The following is a 22108-nucleotide window of genomic DNA, read 5'->3' as shown; positions in this document are numbered from 1 at the left end:
GGGGTATGTTTTTCATAGGTAGATGTAGGGTCGGAAATTAATTTTTCGGCCCTTTTTTGTTGTCTTGTGTTCCGTATCTTTATCAGATAGCTATGAAGAAGAAAAAGATCATTATCGCAATTACAGGTGCCAGTGGGTCGGTTTACGCTAAGTTGCTGCTGGATAATTTGTTAACATTAAAGGAGCAGGTCGATAAGGTCGGTGTGGTGATGTCCGATAATGCAAAGGAGGTCTGGCGCTTCGAATTAGGTAACGAAGATTACGACAATTATCCATTTGATTTCTATCATAAAATGGATTTCAATGCACCATTTGCTTCAGGGTCTGCAAAATTTGACACTATGATTATTATTCCGTGTTCTATGGGGACATTGGGAAGAATAGCGCATGGGATTTCTAATGACCTCATTTCAAGAGCTGCCGACGTAATCCTTAAGGAACGTAGAAAGCTGATCACAGTAGTGCGTGATACCCCCTTCAGTTTAATCCATATCAATAATATGAAGGCTGTAACTGAAGCAGGTGGGATAATTTGTCCGGCCAACCCATCCTTTTACTCAATTCCAAAAACAATAGAAGAAGTAGCGCAGACTGTGGTGAGCCGGGTAATTGATCTTGCCGGATTGGAACAGGACAGTTATCGGTGGAATGAATAGTTTTTTCTTATCTTTGCAGGCTTATTAATACTGATGAAGAAGGTTGCATTTTATACGTTGGGCTGTAAGTTGAATTTTTCCGAAACTTCAACTATCGGCAGATTATTTACCGATGCCGGTTATGCTGTAGTAGACTTTACAGATGGAGCTGATGTATATGTCATCAACACATGCTCCGTAACAGAACATGCCGATAAAAAATGTCGTAAGGTAGTTAAGGAAGCGTTAAAATATTCTCCCAATGCATATGTTACGATTGTTGGTTGCTATGCGCAGTTAAAGCCAGTAGAGATCGCCGAAATAGAAGGTGTAGACATGGTGCTCGGGGCAGCTGAGAAATTCCGTATCGTAGAATACATTTCAGACCTTACCAAACAGCCAAAAGCCGTTATTCATCAGCAAAATATTGAAAAAGTAAATCACAATTTTATTGCAGCTTATTCAATAGGGGATAGGACCCGTACCTTTTTGAAAGTACAGGATGGATGTGATTATCCATGTACTTATTGTACGATTCCTTTAGCCAGGGGTGGCAGCAGAAGCGATACTATAGAAAATGTAATCAACCGCGCAAAGCAAATTGCTGAAAGCGGTGTGAAAGAAATTGTACTTACAGGGGTTAACCTTGGGGATTTCGGGATTAGAAATGGAGAACGCGAAGATAAATTCTTTGATCTTGTAAAAGCACTTGACGAGGTAGAAGGAATAGAAAGAATTCGTATATCATCTATAGAACCCAATCTACTGAGCAATGAGATCATAGAATTTGTGTCCGGTTCTAAAAGATTTGTACCGCACTTTCACATACCATTGCAGTCTGGATCCAATAAGATATTAGGTTTAATGCGCAGACGCTACCAGCGTGAATTGTATACTGAACGTGTTGCGACTATCAAGGCATTGATCCCTAATTGCTGCATAGGTGTTGATGTGATTGTTGGTTTCCCTGGTGAGACTCATGAGGATTTTCTGGATACCTATCAGTTTTTGAATGAACTCGATGTTTCATACCTTCATGTATTTACCTATTCCGAACGCGAACAAACTCCAGCAGCCGAGATGCAAGGTAGGGTAGCGGGCAGTACACGTGCGGACAGGAGTAAGATGCTGCATATTCTTTCCGATAAAAAAAGAAGGGCATTTTACGAATCACAGATCGGATCGGTAGGAGAAGTGCTTTTTGAAGATGATCAAAAGAATGGTTATATGCATGGTTTTACCAAGAATTATGTAAAAGTAAAAGCCAAGTACGATCCTGTTATGGTCAATGAAATCAAAACCGTAAAATTAACGGCAATAACCGCAGACGGAGAAGTAGAAGTTACAGAAACCGAAGAAGTTTTAGCGCATTAATCATATATTCGCATAAAACTTTTTTATCCGTATGTTTCCTACAGTATCTCATTTTTTAGAATATCTTTTTGGTGTACAAGTCCCACTTCCATTTAACACATTTGGAGTTTTTGTAGCGTTGGCATTTATAGCCGGTTACTGGGCTTTCACTAAGGAATTTAAACGCAAAGAAGCCCTTGGACTAATTCATCCAATTAAAAAAATACTTACAGTAGGTAAACCCGCTACTACTACGGAATTGATTTCTAATGCTGTATTCGGCTTTGTAATCGGCTATAAGTTAATTTATGCATTATCAAACTATAAATTATTTGTAAGTGATGCCCAGACCATTCTGCTATCCTTAGATGGAAGTATATTGGGAGGCTTGTTTTTCGCCGGTTTGTTTGCTTACTGGGATTATAAAGAAAAGAATGCTCATAAATTGCCTAAACCAAAAACTGTAGAGGTTACTCAACATCCTTACGAATTGATGGGGACATTGATTGTCTGGGCCGCTGTGTGGGGGTTTTTAGGTGCTAAAATATTTGATAACCTGGAACACTGGGATACTTTTGTAAAAGATCCTATTGGTAGTTTGCTATCTTTTAGCGGACTTACTTTTTATGGTGGACTGATCTGCGGCGGAGCTGCTGTATTAATTATTGCACGTAAAAATGGTATCAAACCATTACATATGTTAGATATTGGCGGACCAGGGATGATGCTTGCTTATAGCGTTGGAAGGATTGGCTGTCATATGTCGGGAGACGGTGACTGGGGGATTCCTAACCTCAATCCTAAGCCGTTTACATGGCTTCCTGATTGGTTGTGGGCTTATACTTATCCTAATAATGTTGCAAACGAAGGTGATCCTATAGCGGGCTGTGTAGGAAAATTTTGCAACGAATTGCCTCAGCCTGTCTATCCTACACCTATTTACGAGGTGATTGTGGCTTTTATACTTTTCCTTATTTTGTGGCGTATACGACACATAATTAAATATCCTGGGATGATGTTTGGGATTTATCTGATGATGAATGGAACAGAACGTTTCTTTGTAGAGTTGATCAGGGTGAATACCAAATATAACTTAGGAGGAATGCAGTTTACACAAGCAGAAATGATATCAAGTATCTTATTCTTATCTGGCCTCGGACTTGTACTTTATTCTATGAAGAATAAAGAAAAGCTAGCTAACTATTAAACGTAACAGGGTTTGGATTACGAATTACTATGTACTAAAGTCATTGCCATCACCAGGTTGACAGGCAATTTTATACGCAAAGAGTCTATGAGCTTTGATGCAGGTGCAGTTGAATTTAAAGGTTTGAATGATCTTGTTTCTTATGTAGATAAGAACGCGGAAAAACAGCTAGTGAAAAATCTGGCCAAGTTAATTCCTGAGGCGGGATTCACTACAGAAGAAAAAACCATTAGCCGCAAAGGGGAAATATACAATTGGATCATTGATCCGCTTGATGGTACGACTAATTTTATACATGGAATACCCACTTATTCCATTAGTGTTGCACTTTATGAAAACGACCAGCCTGTTATCGGTGTGGTGTATGAGATCAACAGGGGAGAGATGTTTTCTGCATATAAGGATGGAGGAGCTTACCTAAACAATAAAAGCATCAGCATTTCATCAAGAACATCACTTTCAGAATGTCTGTTAGCTACGGGCTTTCCTTATTACCAGTTTGAGCAACAGGAGCAATATATGAAGCTCTTTGCTGAAATGATGAGAAGCTGTCATGGCTTAAGACGTATCGGTTCTGCGGCTGTTGACCTTGCTTATGTGGCATGTGGCAGATTTGATGCTTTTTTCGAATACAATCTCAACTCATGGGATGTCGCTGCAGGAGCTTTTATTGTTCAGCAAGCTGGAGGGAAAATTTTGAATTTCGAAGGAGGAGATGAGTTTCTTGAGAAACGTCAAATCCTTGCTACCAATGCTAAAATCGATCAGGAAATCCTGGACTTAATGGAAAAGCATTTTAATTCTTAAAATATTTATGGTTACTATTGATCAGATCTTTTTGTGAATACGTTTTGTTGAACGTGGTAATGAGGGGATGGAAGTTATTAGTAGATTTTTCAAAACAAAAAGCCCCGCTTCCAATAAGGAGCAGGGCTTTTTGTTTTAGGTCGGAAGATTAAAGTGCCTCGGAAACGACTTCTTTTACTTCAGGTACCATTCTTTGCAATAGGTTCTGAATTCCGGATTTTAATGTGATGGTAGAGGAAGGACAGCCGCTGCAAGAGCCTCTAAGCTCAACCGTTACGACACCTTCTTCAAATGATTTATAGCTGATGGCGCCACCGTCTTGTTCAACTGCCGGACGTACATAATCATGAAGTATCTGCTGAATCTTAATTTCCAGATCAGTCCCTTCAAAAGCAGGTATTTCTCCGTCTGTTTCTTCTTTAATTTTATATTCCGACTCAACTGCACCTTTAACAAATTCTTTCAGTATAGGCTCGATATCTGCCCAGTCTGTACCTTCAGTTTTTGTAATAGTCACAAAATTGCTGGCAAAAAACACACCATTCACAAAATTGAACTTAAACAATTCCTTTGCAAAAGGAGAGTGCTCAGCACTTTCCTTAGTCGCAAAATCTTCGCTCCCATTGATCAATAACTTATTGACCATGAATTTCATTGTAGCAGGATTCGGCGTTTGTTCTGTATATACGTTGATAGTCATTGTCTTCTTTTTTTACAAAAATAAATAATTCATTGATGCAATTTCCTGTGCTGTTGTCTGTTTTAGGTCATTATTAATATATACATTTAATATACCTGTTTAAACATACTTTTAAAGGCCGTCCCGTCACCCTGATATGGAACATAACCATACTTAAAATATCCCGGTGTAGTTGAAAGGAGTAATCTTTTTTAATTCCTCTTTTACAGTTTCACCAACGTTTAGGCCATCTATAAAATCTGCCATCGTAATTGCAGTTATCTTCTGGTTGGTACGTGTAAGATCTTTTAAAGCCTCGTATGGATTAGGATAGGCTTCCCTTCGCAATACGGTTTGTATTGCCTCAGCAACTACAGCCCAGTTATTTTCAAGATCAGCATGGATTGCTTCTTCATTCAGCAGCAACTTGTTCAGTCCCCTCAATGTTGATGCGATAGCTATTACGGTATGTGCCATAGGGACTCCAACATTTCTCAATACTGTAGAATCCGTTAAGTCTCTTTGCAGACGTGAAATAGGAAGTTTAGCGGCAAAAAATTCAAATAAGGCGTTTGCAATACCGGCATTACCTTCTGCATTTTCAAAATCAATTGGATTTACTTTATGGGGCATCGCAGATGATCCCACTTCACCTTCCTTGATTTTCTGCTTAAAATAATTTTTCGAGATGTACGCCCAGATATCCCTGTCCAGATCTATGACGATATTGTTGATTCTTTTTAATGCGTCGCATTGAGCCGCAAATTGATCATAGTGTTCAATTTGAGTAGTATACTGTGCACGGGTTAAACCCAATACTTCGTTGACAAAATTATTGGAAAAATCTACCCAATTGGTTTCAGGATAAGCAATATGATGTGCATTAAAATTGCCTGTCGCACCGCCAAATTTAGCACTGTTAGGTATAGCCTTTAAATTATTTAATTGGATTTCAAGACGTTCTGCGAACACCATAAATTCTTTTCCCAATTTAGTAGGGGATGCCGGTTGTCCGTGAGTATGTGCTAATAACGGTACTTGTTTCCACTCTGTAGCCAATTCCTTTATTTTGGTCACCAATTCTGTAAGCTTAGGATAATAAACTTCATTTAAGGCCAGTTTAAAAGTATACGGAATTGCGGTATTATTGATATCCTGAGAAGTTAGTCCGAAATGGATAAATTCTTTATAAGCTTCCAGTCCTAATAGGTCAAATTGCTTCTTAATGAAATATTCTACAGCTTTTACATCATGGTTTGTAATCTTTTCTGTGTCTTTTATTTCCTGTGCATGTGTGTCGTTAAACTGCTCGTGAATTAAACGAAGCCTGTTGTAGTTTGTTTTGTCAAAATTCTCCAGGCCGCGAAGACCGGTTTCACATAGTGCTATAAAATATTCCACCTCAACATAAACACGGTATTTGATCAATGCAGATTCCGAAAAATATTTAGAAAGGTTTTCAGTAGTATTTCTATAACGGCCATCTACAGGAGATATGGCTTGAAGAGGAGATAAATTCATGTATTAACTGTTTTTTACAAAATGCGAAGTTAACATTTTTCAGTCAATGATTAACAATGGGCTCAAATTTGATTGTTGCCCCGATAGAAATGAGGTTTTATAAATGACTCCGAACAAAACGTAAGGTTTCTAGTGTAGTTACCTCTTCAAATAGGGGGGTAAAACAAAAAAGGCCTCCTGATACAGGAAGCCTTTTTTATAAGTTCAACTTAGCTTAGTGAGCTGGAGCTGGAGTCTCAGTAGTAGTAGTTTTAACTGCAGTATCTTTTACAGTTGAATCAGTAACTGTAGTATCAACTTCAGTAACGATAGTAGATGAGTCAGTTACAGTTGTATCTGTAGTTTCGCCAGTTTTTTCAGCGTTGTTACAAGCTGCTACTGATAAAGAGATTGCTAAAGCTAAAAAGCCAAATTTAAATGCGTTTTTCATTCTAATTCTGTTTTAAATAATTAATTAATTTTACACTTAATACGGTAAAGTTTAAAAGGTAACCCAAGTATTTTAAAAAAAATAAAAAATAATTTGTTTACTCCTTTTTACCGGCTGCAAATGTACTGTTTAACAGTAAATAATCAAGAAAAATAAAAATAAATAAATAGGGTTACCCTAGGCAAATAGGCGGTATTAAGTCGAGTATTGTTAAAAACATTATTTTTTTTAGTTAACATTGGGTTACCATTCACGTATAAATGTATTAATTGGTGAGTAATAAGTTAAGCAGTTCAGTTCCAACAGATAGAGAGGTAGTTTTAGGGATCTTAAATAACTCAGAAGATGCGCTAAATAGGTTGTATGCCGGGTATTTCCCGATGGTTTTACAATTTATTTTGAATAATAACGGCGATGAGGATGATGCAAAAGATGTGTATCAGGAAGGAATCATTGTTTTATACAATAAAATTAAGAGTGGCAACTTTGAGTTGAGCAGTAAACTAAAGACCTATATATACTCAGTCTGCAGACGTATTTGGTTAAAGAAGCTTTCTCAGCAAAGCAGGAAGACCAGTAATATTGCGGATTTTGAAGATATTATAGCCGTGGAGGACGAAGTAGAGCAGCATGAGGAAAAGGATAGGCAATTTGAAAAAATGCAGTCAGCGCTTGTTCACCTGGGCGAACCTTGCAAGACTATTATTCAGGATTTTTATATTAACAATTTGTCCATGCAGGACATCTGTGAAAAGTTTGGCTACACCAATACAGATAATGCTAAAACACAGAAGTATAAATGCCTGCAGAGGTTAAAAAAGTTATTTTTTCAGTCGTAATCAGTGTTTTAAGCATTGTAAAGGCAAAATGAATAGAAAATGAGGAACGAGATAGAGTTAGAAAGTATCATTGAAGATTACCTGAATGGTAAGCTTACCGAAGCAGAGGCTACAGCTTTTGAGCAATTGCGTTTAAATGATCCTGCTGTGGATCATAAAGTTGTTAGCCATAAGGTGTTTATGGAGGCAATGGCAGATTATGCTGAAGTCATGAACTTGAAGGAGAAAATGGATGCTGCTCATGCACAAATTGATGTGAATACCTTGAGCAGGCAGCTTGGTCCGCATCCTTCATTTATTGTAAACATCTGGCGAAAAAATAAGGCAGCAATTGGTGTCGCTGCGTCGTTCATATTCCTGTCGATGATTATGCTGTATTCTATACAGCAAAATACTGAGCAAATCGGGAAAGTGGAGTTGATGAACAGAGACTTGGCAAAAATCAAAACTTCTACAAATAGCCTGATCCGGAAAATAAATTCAAATAATGCAGGTGCTAATAGAAATGCAAAACCGGCTAACTATGGCGGAACGGGCTTTGCTTTGACATCCAACGGCTATATTTTAACCAATTTACATGTGGTTAAAGATGCAGACTCCGTGTACGTGCAGGATAGTAAAGGAAATGATTATAAAGTAAGGGTCATTCCTATCGAGTCTCAGAAAGACCTGGCTATTCTCAAAATAGAAAGTGATTCATTTACCCCACTCCCCAATCTGCCTTATCGTTTGAAACAGAATGGCGTAGGTATGGGTGATGAAGTATACACCATTGGTTTCCCTAAGGATGGTGCTGTATATGGAAGAGGATATGTAAGTTCCAAAACCGGTTATAATGCTGATGATTCTACACAATATCAGGTTGGTATTGATGTGAATCCGGGAAATAGCGGCGGTCCGCTTCTTGACCAGTACGGCAATGTAATTGGTGTGATCAGTGCAAAATTGAGCCAGGTAGACGGTGCTACATTTGCAATAAAAGCGAAATATATCCAGGAAGCACTGAATTCTATTTCCAAAGATTCTTTGGGTAAAAGCGCAACATTTAACAAAAGAAATTCATTGCAGCGCCTAAGCAGGAATCAGCAATTCGAAAAGCTGAAAGATTATGTATTTATGGTAAAGGTATTTAAATAACCTTTCAGGAAAGCGTAATCCTATCATAACTAAATAAGATTTTTTAAACCCCGAAACTTTAGCTAAGTTTCGGGGTTTTATTTTATATATAAATTTTTGATATGGATTTTGGAAAAGTACCCGCCGACAGTATTAAAGACGTTGATTTTACCTTACCAGAAGACGGGCAGCAGACTTTAAAAACGTTAGCGCATTTGAAGCCTGTTAAAAACGCTGATTTTTATATTGGCTGCGCAAAATGGGGCAGAAAGGAGTGGCTGGAGATGATTTATCCAAAAAAGACCAAAGAAGCTGATTTCCTGGACCAGTATGTAAAACATTTCAATTCAATTGAACTGAATGCTGTATTTTATAGTATCCCAAAAGCTGAGCTAATTAGGAAATGGAGAATTAAAGCGGACGAGAATACAGCAAGCGATTTTTTATTCTGTCCAAAATTCTCCAGAACGATCAGTCACATCAAGCGATTGAAAAATGCCGAAGAGGCCACAGATCAGTATTTAGCAAGTATCTCTGAATTTGGTAGATTCCTGGGGCCATGTTTCCTGCAATTAGGAGATAATTTTGGTCCGAATAATTTTGAGGCTTTGGAAACATATCTTGAAAAACTTCCTCAGGATTTGGAGGTGTTTGTTGAATTGAGACATGAAGAATGGTTTGCAAATAAAGATATACGGACTAAGTTATTTGAAATGCTGTCGAAGCTAAAAAAAGGAGCTGCGATTACCGATGCCAGCGGCAGAAGGGACTGTGTTCATATGGAACTCACTATTCCCGAGATTTTTATTCGCTTCGTTGGTAACGGTAAGGAATTTCAGGATTCCGACTTTGCGCGAATTGATGAATGGAGAGTCAGGATAAAATCATGGTTGGATAAAGGACTGAAAAAAGTGTATTTCTTCTTGCATCAGCATGACGAAAAGGATACACCAATCTTGGCTAACTATACCATTGAGCAGTTTAATAAACATCTGGGCTCTGAAGTACCTGAAATTAAATTCATCAATACAGGAGATGACGGACCTCAACATTCCCTGTTTTAACAAGATACTTTATTACAAAAGAAGGATAATTCTTTAATTTAGTATACTTAATTTGTAGACATTATTGTTTACCTTGTTAACGTTATTATTAAGATAAAAAAATATAAAATTATGAGTTTAAGAATAGGGGACACAGCTCCCAATTTTAAGGCACAGACGTCAATTGGCGATATTGATTTTTATGAATTTCTTGGCGATAGCTGGGGAGTTCTCTTTTCTCACCCGGCAGATTATACACCGGTGTGTACGACAGAACTTGGACGTACTTCTGCCTTAAAAGGTGAATTTGAGAAAAGAAATGTTAAAGTTTTGGCACTAAGTGTAGATTCTGCCGAATCTCATATAGGCTGGATCAAAGATATCAATGAAACTCAAAATACGGAAGTAGATTTTCCTATCATCGCTGATGAGGATAAAAAGATTGCTGATCTTTATGACATGATCCATCCAAATGCATCAGAGACACTAACCGTACGTTCACTATTCATCATTTCCCCGGATAAAAAAGTGAAGCTGATGTTGACTTATCCGGCGTCAACCGGGCGTAATTTTAACGAAGTGTTAAGGGTAATTGATTCTTTACAGCTTACCGCAAATTACAGCGTTGCAACTCCTGCCGATTGGAAAGATGGTGATGATGTAGTGGTAATGAATAGCATTAAAACCGAAGATATACCTGCAAAATTTCCTAAGGGACATAAAGTGATTAAACCTTATCTGAGAACAACACCTCAACCAAATAAATAGTATAAGTTCCTTTGAAATAAACGAAGCCATCCTTTGAGGGATGGCTTTTCGTTTTGGTTACTATTTGTGTGAGCGTGTTAACTGATAAACTTACTTTCCAGTCGTTTGTATTGTTCCCTGATTTGCTGATTGAGGGATGTTTGGCTCTTTTCAGCGGTCAGTTTTTCTAACTCATTTAAAATGGATAAGCTTAGCTGTATTTCTCTGCCATGTTGAAGATACCGGGCCGGATCTAAGGAAATGATATAATTCATTTCCTGATCAATGTATCCGATTGTGCTTGCCGTTAAAGTATTCGCATTTTTAATGTCATTTAACCGGTATAGGTTCTGAATGGTACGGAACCTGTTTACTGTATCGTCAATCGAATAATTGGTCATTGGGATATCTTTCATACTTTTGACCATCAAGCTGGCTGCTTTTGTATTTTTGCCTTCCATGATCAGATTGTCAGCCAATGTATTGCTTATTTCCCATGTCCCCCTTACTACGCGCCTGCTTTCAGGATCCAGGTATTTTGCTTTTTTAAATCCGGTCAGGTCAAATTTCTGCATCAAATTGGTATACATGGCATCAGAGTTGGTCTTCTCCATCTTGTCACGTTTATCATTTGGATCCGTTTTGAGGGGTAATAATCGAAGTGCAAATCCTTCAAGATATAAATATTTATCCAGCCCGATATAGGTATCATCTGGTACATTGGTTTCAAAATATACTGGCCTCTTCCAGTTGTTGTTAGCCAGAATATCTAGTAAGGCAAGGTCAGACTTAACTATCCCATTTTTATCATAGGTCCATTCCATTTGATCTGCAATTTTAGCTTTGTCTTTGACGGGAATCGTATTTGTTCTCACTACCTGATCTGCATCAACTGTCAGTTTGAATTTCCTGGTTGGCAGGAAGTTTTCAAAGCTGCCATCATTGAGCTGCAACTTATCTTCTTTATCATCTGATGTAATTACCGCCAGCAAATCTTTTAACTCCACGCTATCCGTAAAGCCATAATCAAAATAATGAATAAAATCCCTGGTGCCATTTACATATTTTTGCTCTGGCATGGTGATGGGTAATGGTGCAGACTGATGAAGCGCTTTTTTCATTTGATTGATGTAGGCATCATCTGACAGATATTGAATGTTTACCACCCTGATGTCAGTTCGAAATCCTTCCACCTCTTGCACATACCATAACGGGAATGTATCATTGTCAGCCGTAACAAAAAGGATTGCGTTTTTTGCACAGGAATTAAGATAGTTTTTTGCCCAATCCAGCGCGGTCGTTTTACCAGAACGGTCATGGTCTCTCCAGCCTTGTACTCCCATAATAGCAGGCGCAAACAATAGACCTGCCAAAGCCGCTGTAACAAGGCTTAACTTAGGTGCATTAAGCCTGGACAGCCACTCTTTGATTGCAAATACACCAAAGCCTATGAAAATAGCAAAAGCATAAAAAGAACCTACGTAAGCATAATCTCTTTCCCTGACTTGCCTCGGGTCCTGATTTAAGTATACTATAATGGCAAGCCCCGTAAACAAGAACAGTGTCGCAATGACTAAAGTATCGTTTCTGTTTCTTCTGTACAGAAATATCAGTCCAGCAATTCCTAATATCAATGGGAGACCATAGAATCTGTTATAACCTTCATTATCAATGATGCTCGCCGGAAGCTTGTCCTGATTTCCAAGCCTAACAGCATCAAGTGATTTAATACCCGTAATCCAGTTTCCTTCAGTACGATTTCCCTGACCCTGATTATCATTTTGTCTGCCTGAAAAGTTCCATAAAAAATAGCGCCAGTACATGAATCCCATTTGATACGAACTGAAAAACTCCAGATTATTAGCAAAAGTCGGACTTTCATTGTCACCAAGATTCAACCATTGTTTGTAAAAACTGACATGATCAGGCCGCGTACTGTACATTCGTGGGAATAGTATGTTTTTATCATATTCAACTTTAAAAGCCTCACCTGCAGTTTCGTATTTTTCTTTTCCTTTTCTATATCTCATGTAAGTATCTTTTGCATCGATCTGCTTAGCGTCAAACGTCTGGCCATATAATAAAGGTGTTTCACCATAATTGGTGCGTCCCAGGTAGGCATATAGGCCAAACGGATTATCCGGATTGGAAAGGTTCAGACTTGTTTTTGCATCAGCTCTGATGATAATCAGAAAATAAGAACTAAATCCAAAGAGTACAAAAGCAAGGCAGATCATACTTAGATTAAGGTGGTATTTTCTGTGTTTGGCAGAATAGTAGATCACATAACTAATAGCGGAGGCCAATAGTATGATAAATAAAAAAGCACCATAGCCAAATCCTAACCCAAGTGTGTTTACAAAGAAAAGATCAAATTTAGCGGCAAACAAAACTGTATATTGAATAACTACAAATTGTACAGTAACCCAGATTAAACCAGCTATTGCTAATGCTTTCATAATACCGAGAGGAGTTGCTTTTGCTGTTTTTCTAAAATAATAGACCAAAACAACGGCGGGTATAGCAAGAAGACTCAATAAATGTACGCCTATAGATAAACCCACTATAAAGGCAATAAATACCAGCCAGCGGTCATCCATCTTGTGCTCCCACTTAAAGACGGCCCAAAAAACGATTGCAGTAAATAATATGGATAGGGAGTAAACCTCTGATTCAACTGCAGAAAACCAGAATGTATCTGAAAATGTAAATGCAAGTGCACCAACGACACCTGTTGCAATAACAGTAAACATGTCTATTGTCGTCTTTTCCTGCTTATAAAGCTTTGATGCAATTAATGTAATGGTCCAATAAAGAAACATAACCGTAGCTGCACTGAAAACCACCGAGCTAAAATTAATCCAGTAAGCAACTTTAGCTGCATCACCCATAGCAAGTAAAGAAAATAACTTGCCAATCATCAGGAATAAGGGAGCTCCTGGCTGGTGACCTACCTGTAATTTATCTGCCGCAGTTATAAATTCTCCGCAATCCCAAAAGCTTACGGTTGGCTCCATCGTCAGCCAATAGGTAAGTCCGGCGATCAGGAAAAGTACAAATCCGGTGAAGTTATTAATCTTTTGATATCGGTTCATGGTTTTAGATTTGGTAAACAGGTTAACCAAAATTAACTAAAACCTTGAATTTTAGATTTTTGCAAATGTTAAAGTAAGTTAAATAATGTTAAATTTTAAGCGGTTGATCAGTAGTGCTGCTGAATGGTGGCATTAATGATAACATTACCGGCTTTCTTACTCTGAGTAAAGATCAGGAAATTGTCTTGATCGGCCTTAATTTTATATTTCTTTACCAAATGCTCTGCCTTGTCCGGATAATTTCTAACGATTACATTCCCGCTCAGCCCCTTTTCTTTCTTGAGCTGTCCAGAACTGATCACACTATTGATCTTAAATATCCTTCCGGGAAATGAGCTGTCATAGTTATCCGAGTGATACAATTGAGTATTGGCATCTAGTTTTTCTAAATGGAATCTGGAGGATATTAAGTTAAATGCGCCACTTTTAAGGAGCGCAGCATCAGGCTCATAAAGGTATTTTTTAATCTCTGTTTCTAGAAATGCAGCCTCTGTTTCTTCTTCTCCCTTATAAAAAGAAAAAATCTTTTCCCTATCATTTAGTGTTACCGCAGTAATTCTGACCTTTTCAACAGGTGATTTATCGATCACCCATAACAGTTCCTTTACTTCATTTTTTGTACTGATAATATGTATTTCGGCTACATTATTTAATTCTTTTAATCCGGCACTGATATCGAGCAATGGAGCTGTTTTAATAATGATACGGGATGATCTTTCTAATAGCAGGTCAAGATGCTCAACTACATTTGGCGTACAGTCTCTAAGCATGAACACTTTTCCTGAACTACTTCTTCTGGCGGGATCTATGTAAATGCTATCGAAACGATCAACTCCTTCGGAAAGATAAGCAATGCCGTCACCTGCTAAAAACTGCATATTTTTCTGTCCCAAAACACCTGCGTTGTATCGGGCAATTTCTGAGAGTTGAGGATTGATCTCACAATGTGTAACAGCATCAGCTACCTTTGCAAAATAATAGCTGTCTACACCAAACCCGCCTGTAAGATCTATCAGTGTTGTTCCTTTAATTAATTTAGCTTTATAAGCTGCGGTTGTTTCCGATGAACATTGTTCAATAGATAAAAGGGGTGGGTAATAGACCAGTTCAGTCTGGTACCAGGTGGGCAGTTTCTTTTCTGATTTCTTTTTTGCTGCGATTTGTTCTGCCAATTCCCGTGAAGAAATCCCGCTAAAACGACTTTTACCCATAGCAATCCTGTGTACATCTGCACGGAGGTTTGCAACAATGTATTCCTGGACTTTCCTATCTAGAATTTCCTTATTCAATTCCTGTTTTATCCCTCATTACGATCTGGCATGTATTTCTGCTCTTTACCTCCAGTAATATGTTTTTATTTATCGTTACTCTGTCTATTGTTTGCTGATTATAATACCTGATGGTCACCAGCTCCAGTCCGGTATTGTATTTCACTTTGTAATGAAGCGAAAGATCAGCGATCAACGCGTGCAGTTTTTTTGCATCGTGGTTAAAGCTCACAGAGAAACTGATTGCAGAATTTAACATCGTATTGATTTTGACTTTATGCTTGTGAAACAGGCTAAATATGTCACTTAAATTCTCTTCTATAATGAATGAGAAGTCTTTTGGAAATATAGAGATCAGCGCCTGATTCACTTTAAAAATAAACGAAGGAACGGGAAGATGGTTATTAGCACCAGTTATATCGGTGCCCTCAGCATCTGGTTGCAGAAAAGACCTTACAAACAAAGGAATATTCTTGTTTTGAATCGGCTTTATGGTTTTTGGATGTATGATCGTAGCTCCATAATAAGCAAGTTCTATGGCATCATGGTAGGATAGCTGAGGGATTCTCTCTGTCTCATCAAACCATTTTGGATCGGCGTTTAATACCCCTGGCACATCTTTCCAAATGGTAACAGAACTGGCATTTAAACAAGATGCAAATATGGCAGCAGAATAATCTGAACCATCTCTGCCCAATGTAGTGGTAAAATTCTCGCTCGTACTGCCAATAAAACCCTGGGTTACTGCAATACTATTTTCAAGTATTGGCAAAAGGTTTTTTTGAATTTCCTGTTCAGTCTTTTCCCAGTTTACCTGAGCCTCACGATAGGTGTTGTCTGTATGAATGAAATTTCTTGCATCAACCCATATTACGTTACATCCGGATTCTGCTAAAAATGCAGCTGCAATTTTCGTAGAAACGATCTCTCCGATAGAAACAATCTGGTCGTAGATATAGTCAGCTGCATCATCTGGATCTTCTTCCAGCAACCAGTCTATTTCTACAAACGAATTTACAATGTCGTTATAAATGGGGTGCTGATCGTCAGGAAACAGATCGTGGAGAATATCAAAGTGAAAGGATTTAACTTCTTCAAAGATTTGCTGTACATCATCCTGACCATTCAGATAGGCATTGTTCAGTTCTTCAAGTTTATTGGTTATTTTGCCCATCGCAGAGATGACGATCAGGAGACCACTCTGCCTGCGCTTAAGAATAATTTTTGCCAGATTTCTTACTCCACCTGCATCCTTTACTGATGCGCCTCCGAATTTATATACTTCCATTAATTATTTACTGATTAAAGAATTAGGTTTTGCAATAGTTTTTAGCTCACTGAAAGGAATTAACAACTCCGTAGTCCCGTATACATAGGCCTTAATTTCGTAAGGATTATAAAGGAATTTGAGTCCTTTGTCCGTTATCGTAAAATTGTTATTGAGTTTGAACTTGTCATTTTCAAAGAAATAACCATCTTTCAAGCTCGCTGTTGTAGATAGTTCTTCGTTTTTTCTGAAAATCTGCTCCGCGATAGCGGTAAGTTTATCCATGCTTCCAGGCAATATAAGGGAATCCAGTGAGATTTCTTTGGCGGTCTTTGGGGTGTAATTCAAGTAGGTATATATACTATTTGGATGTGCACCTCCTGAATAATTTACATAGGCGATCTGCAAACCCAAATAATTCTCAGATTGTCTGATTACTTCTGTATTGATATCCAGAAACCAGGTTTGAGGATAATCTTTTTCGCTTTTCCTGAAGTCGTCAAACGCTTTAATGAAGTCATCAGCATATGCTTTATAAGAATTATACTTTTTGCCCTCATCAGCAGTTTCCATTATTTTTCCCAATACGAAATTATTTGCAGACTCATCCGCGAATACCGGATAAGAAATAACCGCTTTAGAGGTATCCGTTACCTTTTTGTCTGGAGATACCGGCGGAGTGCTGTAAACTTTAACTGAATCATATTTAAAAGAAGCTATTGAGTTCGAAGAACTAATCGCTGATGAATCAGTTAAACCTGTATTTACAGTGTTTTTTTTCTCACTCTGACATGCTGTCTGAATGGAAAGAAACCCTAAAGCTATTGCAAATAATTGTAGTTGTTTCATAGTTTTGAAATCTGTTCTTTCGAAAAAGATGCATTTAACCAATCTGCCTCATAAGTAGCAGCATATTTATCATAAAAGTTGATGGCCGGCTGGTTCCAGTCCAGCACCTGCCAGTTCATTCCATTATAACCTTTGTCTTTTGCTTCCTGTATTATGGCGTCAAATAGCAGTTTGCCGATTCCTTTACCTCTGTGGCTCTCCGTGACAATGAAATCCTCAAGGTACAGCCGACATCCTTTCCAGGTAGAATACCTCACATAATAAAGGGCAAAGCCAACTATTTTGTTTTCGTCTTCGGCAACAAAAGCTTTCCATACCGGGTTTTCGCCAAAACCGGCGTCCTCGAATTCTTCAAGCTTAACCGTTACTTCCTGCGGTGCTTTTTCATATAGTGCCAGTTCCTGAACCAACTCAAGTAAGCGTCCGCAATCTTTTCTTTCTGCAACTCTCAGGGTAGTACTCATTCTGTTTTGTAATGCTTGATTTTTCTTTTTCCGAAAATGCTGCTGCCTATCCTCACCATAGTACTGCCGGCTTCAATAGCCAGTTTGTAGTCTCCAGACATACCCATAGACACTTCTTTGAAAGAGTCTTCTTTGCGGAAGAAACTCAATTTAATTCCATCAAAAAGCACCTTGAGTTCAGTAAATTCATCTGTTGTTTGCTTCTCCGTCGCATTATTGCTCGCTATACCCATCAGGCCTACGATACGTATGTTTTTAAGCTCGGCAAACTCGTCCGACCGAAGTAATTCTATAGCCTGATCAAAGCCAAGACCAAATTTAGTGTCTTCATCTGCTATGTAGATCTGTAGCAGACAGTCAATTACACGCTTGTGTTTTGCAGCCTGCTTATTGATTTCAACCAATAGCTTCAGGCTGTCTACAGACTGGATCAACTTGATGAAAGGTGCAATGTATTTTACTTTGTTGGTTTGCAGGTGACCAATCAGGTGCCACTCTATGTCTGCGGGTAGTTGTTGTTGTTTGTCAGCCAGTTCCTGTACAATGTTCTCTCCAAAAACACGCTGACCGGCATTATAGGCTTCTAGAATGGCATCCGTATCCTGGTATTTAGAAACAGCAATTAATTCAACCTGTTCTTTATCTAATTCGCTTTTATATTTTAATAAGTTATCTGCTATACTCATTTATCAGTATTTTTGGTAAAATTAACAACCTTAGCGAATTTTGTCTAAGAAATAATGAGGTTTTACTAAGAATGAAGCAATTAATATATATAGTCATCGCTTTTTTATTGATTACAGGGTGTAAGCCAGGGGTTCCGAAGGACCTCATTCAGCCAGATGAAATGGCCAAAGTCTTACATGACATACACATCACAGATGCTTATGTAGGTATTCTGCCTGACCCGGATTCTGTTAAAATTATTGCTGCTTCTTATTATAAAGGCATTTATAAAAAGTACAATATAGATTCTGCCCTTTACAACAAGAGCATGGACTATTACTATAAGAATCCGAAAGTACTGGACGAGATCTACACAAAAGTAACTGAGGTTCTAGCGGCTGATAAAAATGCCATTGTCAAAGCTGACTCTATCCAGGGGGCAAATGAAGCCAATAAAATCAGGTTGAAAGTATTCAGAGATTCCGTAAATAGAGCAGATTCTGTTTATTGGAAGACACTCATCTTAAAGGATACGACGAAACGAAAGATAGATGTCATCAAACCAAGATTAATATTTAAAGATTTAAGAAAGTAAAAGTAATATGTTGTATCCGGAGAATTGTTTGGAGCGTTTGGGATTTAATGAGGTAAGACAACTTATTCATAAACATTGCCTCAGTCCTATGGGACAGCAAATGGTGGCAAAAATGCAGGTGATGACCAAGTTTGATCAGATCAATAAGTTCCTGAGGCAGACCAGTGAATTCAAAAGCATCCTGGAAAACCAGGAACCATTGCAGATCAGTACCTTTTTCGACATCAAGACACTTGCTGATAAAATCAGGGTAGAAGGTTCTTACCTCATGGAGGATGAACTTCATCAGATGTACGCGTCGCTGCAGACTGTATTTTCAGTGCTTAGGTTTTTTGAGGAAAGAAAAGAAATATACCCCAATCTGGAAGCGTTGTTCGAGCATCTTCCGGTAGAAAAGAACATCCTGAAAAGAATAGAAACTGTTCTTGATCCGAAAGGAAAAATCAAGCCAAATGCTTCTCCAACCTTACAGAACATCATTGGAGAAATCGCAAAAACAGAACAGGATGTAAGAAAGAGAATGGATTCCATCTATAAGCAGGCAATTGGCAACAATTGGGTGGCGGATGGAAGTTTGACCATCAGGGATGGAAGAATGTGTATTCCGGTACTGGCGGAAAATAAACGTAAGTTAAAAGGCTTTATACATGATGAATCTGCCAGTGGACAAACGGTTTACATTGAACCGGAAGAGGTGTTCTCATTAAATAATAAATTAAGGGATCTTGAATTCGATAAGCGTAGGGAGATCATTAAGATCCTGATTGCGCTAACCAATGATTTAAGACCTTACACGCCACTTTTATTGTCTTATCACGGTTTCCTTACTAAACTGGATTTCGTTAGGGCAAAAGCGTTATTTGCGATAGAAGTCGAAGCTGACATGCCGGTGCTGATAAAAGAAGCAAAAACAAAACTGGTAAATGCACGTCATCCGTTACTGTTTCTTTCTTTCAAGGAAGACAAAAAAACAGTAGTGCCCTTAAATGTGCACATTACTGAAAATTTCAGAATTCTATTGGTGTCCGGTCCAAATGCAGGTGGTAAATCTGTTTGTATGAAAACGGTAGGCTTATTGCAGATCATGGTACAATCGGGTTTATTAATCCCTGTTCACGAATCAAGTGAGGTAGGTATCTTCGATCAGATTTTTGCAGATATTGGTGATGATCAGTCTATAGAAAGTGACTTGAGTACTTACAGTGCCCACCTGACCAAGATGAGGTATTTTGTAGCACATGCTACGCCCAAGTCTCTTGTTTTGATCGATGAATTTGGAACAGGAACAGATCCTCAGTTTGGCGGACCAATGGCGGAAGCTGTTCTGGAAGTATTGAACAACAAAAAGGTAAGGGGGGTAATTACCACCCATTATTCTAATTTAAAGTTATTTGCCGGTAATACCCCGGGACTTGAAAATGCATCTATGTTATTTGATAACGACAGGATGAAGCCAATGTATGTGCTCGAAATCGGTAAGCCGGGTAGTTCTTATGCATTTGAGATTGCCCAGAACATAGGTTTGCAGAAAGAAGTACTCGAACTGGCAAGGGCTAAAACTGGAACCAATCAAAATAGAATAGATAGCCTGCTGGTAGATCTGGAACGGGAGAAAAAACAGATTTATGATACCAAGTTACACCTTTCCAATCAGCAGAACAAAGTAAAGAACCTGGTAGCCGAAAATGAAAAACTAAAGCTATTCCTGGACGAAAATAAAAAAGTCCTGATTAAGGAAGCGAAGATCGAGGCCCAGGCGATTATTAAAAATGCCAATAAACTGGTTGAAAATACAATCGCTGAGATCAAGGAAAAGCAGGCCGATAAAGTGGTAACTAAACAATTGAGGCAAAACCTCCATAAGGAACTTGTACAAAACCAGGTCAAAGAAGAGAAAAAAGTAGAAGTTACCATACCGCTAAATACGCCAATAGAAGTAGGCGATTGGGTGCAATTGAATAACAGTGAAACGACAGGACAGGTACTTGAAATCAATAGGGACAATCTCGTCATCGCATTGGGTGATCTACGCTCTGTGGTTAAGAAAAATAGAGTATATAAGGTCAGTAACAAGCAGGCAAAAAAAGCTGCGCAACAAAATTCTTATACCGGTAGTATATCAGAGGCGATTTCAAGTTTTAATGCCGAACTGGATTTGCGTGGCATGCGTGGAGAAAATGCGCTGCATGAACTTGAGAAGTACTTGGATAAATCCATTATGCTCGGTTTTCCTTTTATCAAGATCATACATGGAAAAGGTGATGGTATATTAAGAAAACTGATCCGTGAGTACCTGAAAAAATACAGTCAGGTAAATCGTATAGAAGATGAACATGCCGACCGTGGGGGAGATGGCATTACTTACGTTTATTTTAATTAGTAAACATATTTATTATTAAGGTGTTATAAGAGAAAATCATCTCTTATGAAAACGTTATTGGTTGCATCTGTCGCGCTCTTTCTATGTTTGTCGTCCTGTAAGAAAAAACATTCAGGCAATTCTGGAGAAGAATTGCCTGATGTGGAACTGAAAACCAGAGTCGTCACTTCAGCATTATCACACATATGGGAAATGGTGTATGGACCTGATCAGCAGCTGTGGATTACAGAACGTTTGGGCAAAATCAGCAGGATAAATCCCCAATCTGGTACGATAACTCCAGTATATACCATTTCAGAAGTGGTAGCCAATGGAGAGGGCGGTCTGCTCGGCATGGCTTTACATCCGCAGTTCAACACGACTCCCTGGGTATTTGTAGTGTATAACTACGGAAGTCCTTACAAAGAAAAGGTAGTCCGCTTTACTTACTCAGGCGGGACTTTGACTTCTCCTTTGGTCATTCTTGATCAGATACCTGCTTCGTCTATCCACAACGGTTCCAGGCTCCTCATCACCAGTGATCAAAAGTTGCTCATTACCACGGGCGATGCCAGCGTAAGCAGTAATGCTCAGGATATGAACTCTTTGTCCGGGAAAATACTGCGTATAAACCTGGATGGTTCTATTCCGGCAGACAATCCTGTGGCGGGTAGCAGGGTTTGGAGTCTTGGCCACAGAAATGCGCAGGGACTGGTAGAAGCTAATGGCAAACTCTATGCTTCAGAACATGGCCCTAACAATGATGATGAGGTAAATCTAATTGCCAAAGGCCGAAATTATGGCTGGCCAAGTGTGGAAGGTTACTGTAATACTTCGGGAGAACAAACATTTTGTGCGGCCAATAATGTTATGGAGCCTATGATGGCATGGACACCAACTATTGCTACCAGTGGACTTACTTATTACGATTCGGATTTTATTCCTCAATGGAAAAATTCGCTGTTACTGGTCTCTTTAAAAGGTGCCAGGCTTACACAGTTGAAACTGAATCAGGCAAGAGATCAGGTATCTGGAAGTAAAGATTTCTTTCTCAATGAATTCGGCAGATTAAGAGCAATTTGTCAATCTCCTGAAGGCAAAATATACCTGGGCAGCAGTAATGGTAATGGCGATAAAATCATAGAAATAACTAAATAAGTTGGTTCTA

Annotated in this window: 20 protein-coding genes; 11 read left to right on the top strand and 9 right to left on the bottom strand. The window is 38.5% G+C overall.

Annotated features, from left to right (window positions below):
- Positions 1 to 92 precede the first annotated feature (92 nt).
- The 4 genes from FA047_RS12480 to FA047_RS12465 are packed head-to-tail and all read left to right on the top strand — an operon-like array spanning position 93 to position 4002.
- Positions 93 to 656, top strand: coding sequence for a UbiX family flavin prenyltransferase (locus FA047_RS12480; RefSeq protein WP_136836397.1), 564 nt, complete (start codon positions 93 to 95; stop codon positions 654 to 656).
- Positions 657 to 689: 33 nt separating this feature from the next.
- A complete protein-coding gene (mtaB, locus tag FA047_RS12475; RefSeq protein ID WP_136836396.1) occupies positions 690 to 2009 on the top strand; it encodes a tRNA (N(6)-L-threonylcarbamoyladenosine(37)-C(2))-methylthiotransferase MtaB in 1320 nt (439 codons plus the stop codon).
- 31 nt (positions 2010 to 2040) lie between these two features.
- Positions 2041 to 3195, top strand: a complete 1155-nt coding sequence (locus FA047_RS12470; RefSeq protein WP_136836395.1) for a prolipoprotein diacylglyceryl transferase — start codon at positions 2041 to 2043, stop codon at positions 3193 to 3195.
- 12 nt (positions 3196 to 3207) lie between these two features.
- Positions 3208 to 4002 carry an inositol monophosphatase family protein gene (locus FA047_RS12465; RefSeq protein ID WP_136836394.1) on the top strand — a complete coding sequence of 265 codons (795 nt, stop codon included), beginning with the start codon at positions 3208 to 3210 and terminating at the stop codon, positions 4000 to 4002.
- Positions 4003 to 4150: 148 nt separating this feature from the next.
- Here the strand turns inward: FA047_RS12465 and FA047_RS12460 are convergent, their stop codons facing one another.
- From FA047_RS12460 to FA047_RS12450, 3 genes are all read right to left on the bottom strand, one after another.
- The gene (locus FA047_RS12460) at positions 4151 to 4702 is read right to left on the bottom strand and encodes a NifU family protein (protein WP_136836393.1); all 552 of its coding nucleotides are present in this window, start codon (positions 4700 to 4702) and stop codon (positions 4151 to 4153) included.
- A 153-nt stretch (positions 4703 to 4855) separates the two neighbouring features.
- On the bottom strand, positions 4856 to 6202 hold the full coding sequence (gene purB / locus FA047_RS12455; RefSeq protein WP_136836392.1) for an adenylosuccinate lyase: 1347 nt from the start codon (positions 6200 to 6202) through the stop codon (positions 4856 to 4858).
- Between the two features lie 214 nt (positions 6203 to 6416).
- Positions 6417 to 6632 carry a hypothetical protein gene (locus FA047_RS12450; RefSeq protein WP_136836391.1) on the bottom strand — a complete coding sequence of 72 codons (216 nt, stop codon included), beginning with the start codon at positions 6630 to 6632 and terminating at the stop codon, positions 6417 to 6419.
- 272 nt (positions 6633 to 6904) lie between these two features.
- Between FA047_RS12450 and FA047_RS12445 the strand changes: the two genes are divergently transcribed.
- The 4 genes from FA047_RS12445 (at position 6905) to FA047_RS12430 (ending at position 10398) form a co-directional block, all read left to right on the top strand.
- Positions 6905 to 7471, top strand: coding sequence for an RNA polymerase sigma factor (locus FA047_RS12445; RefSeq protein WP_136836390.1), 567 nt, complete (start codon positions 6905 to 6907; stop codon positions 7469 to 7471).
- Positions 7472 to 7510: 39 nt separating this feature from the next.
- Entirely contained in the window at positions 7511 to 8608 is a 1098-nt protein-coding gene (locus FA047_RS12440; RefSeq protein WP_136836389.1) for a S1C family serine protease, read from the top strand.
- A 101-nt stretch (positions 8609 to 8709) separates the two neighbouring features.
- The gene (locus FA047_RS12435; protein WP_136836388.1) at positions 8710 to 9651 is read left to right on the top strand and encodes a DUF72 domain-containing protein; all 942 of its coding nucleotides are present in this window, start codon (positions 8710 to 8712) and stop codon (positions 9649 to 9651) included.
- A 111-nt stretch (positions 9652 to 9762) separates the two neighbouring features.
- Positions 9763 to 10398, top strand: a complete 636-nt coding sequence (locus FA047_RS12430) for a peroxiredoxin (RefSeq protein ID WP_136836387.1) — start codon at positions 9763 to 9765, stop codon at positions 10396 to 10398.
- A gap of 77 nt (positions 10399 to 10475) precedes the next feature.
- Here FA047_RS12430 and FA047_RS12425 read toward each other — a convergent pair whose 3' ends face one another.
- From FA047_RS12425 to FA047_RS12400, 6 genes are all read right to left on the bottom strand, one after another.
- Complete coding sequence (locus FA047_RS12425) at positions 10476 to 13472, bottom strand: protein O-mannosyl-transferase family (RefSeq protein ID WP_136836386.1); 2997 nt, start codon at positions 13470 to 13472, stop codon at positions 10476 to 10478.
- A gap of 107 nt (positions 13473 to 13579) precedes the next feature.
- Positions 13580 to 14761: a THUMP-like domain-containing protein gene (locus tag FA047_RS12420; RefSeq protein WP_136836385.1), complete on the bottom strand. Its 1182-nt coding sequence runs from the start codon at positions 14759 to 14761 to the stop codon at positions 13580 to 13582.
- Entirely contained in the window at positions 14754 to 16028 is a 1275-nt protein-coding gene (locus FA047_RS12415) for an aspartate kinase (protein ID WP_136836384.1), read from the bottom strand. The genes FA047_RS12420 and FA047_RS12415 overlap by 8 nt, the downstream gene beginning before the upstream one ends.
- Positions 16029 to 16031: 3 nt before the next feature.
- Positions 16032 to 16856, bottom strand: coding sequence for a DUF3298 and DUF4163 domain-containing protein (locus FA047_RS12410; RefSeq protein ID WP_136836383.1), 825 nt, complete (start codon positions 16854 to 16856; stop codon positions 16032 to 16034).
- A complete protein-coding gene (locus tag FA047_RS12405) occupies positions 16853 to 17320 on the bottom strand; it encodes a GNAT family N-acetyltransferase (RefSeq protein WP_136836382.1) in 468 nt (155 codons plus the stop codon). The genes FA047_RS12410 and FA047_RS12405 overlap by 4 nt, the downstream gene beginning before the upstream one ends.
- Positions 17317 to 18006 (bottom strand): YggS family pyridoxal phosphate-dependent enzyme, encoded by a 690-nt coding sequence (locus FA047_RS12400; RefSeq protein WP_136836381.1) that lies wholly within the window; start codon positions 18004 to 18006, stop codon positions 17317 to 17319. Before FA047_RS12400 ends, FA047_RS12405 begins: the two co-directional genes overlap by 4 nt.
- Before the next feature lie 71 nt (positions 18007 to 18077).
- Between FA047_RS12400 and FA047_RS12395 the strand changes: the two genes are divergently transcribed.
- From FA047_RS12395 to FA047_RS12385, 3 genes are read left to right on the top strand one after another with little or no spacing between them, the layout of a single operon-like run.
- Positions 18078 to 18581, top strand: coding sequence for a DUF4296 domain-containing protein (locus FA047_RS12395; RefSeq protein WP_136836380.1), 504 nt, complete (start codon positions 18078 to 18080; stop codon positions 18579 to 18581).
- Between the two features lie 7 nt (positions 18582 to 18588).
- The gene (locus FA047_RS12390) at positions 18589 to 20961 is read left to right on the top strand and encodes an endonuclease MutS2 (protein WP_136836379.1); all 2373 of its coding nucleotides are present in this window, start codon (positions 18589 to 18591) and stop codon (positions 20959 to 20961) included.
- Positions 20962 to 21006: 45 nt separating this feature from the next.
- Positions 21007 to 22098 carry a PQQ-dependent sugar dehydrogenase gene (locus tag FA047_RS12385; RefSeq protein WP_136836378.1) on the top strand — a complete coding sequence of 364 codons (1092 nt, stop codon included), beginning with the start codon at positions 21007 to 21009 and terminating at the stop codon, positions 22096 to 22098.
- The last annotated feature ends 10 nt before the right edge of the window (positions 22099 to 22108 follow it).

This window comes from Pedobacter frigoris, assembly GCF_005116445.1.
Lineage (GTDB): Bacteria > Bacteroidota > Bacteroidia > Sphingobacteriales > Sphingobacteriaceae > Pedobacter > Pedobacter frigoris.
This window is presented reverse-complemented; position numbering and strand designations above follow the sequence as displayed.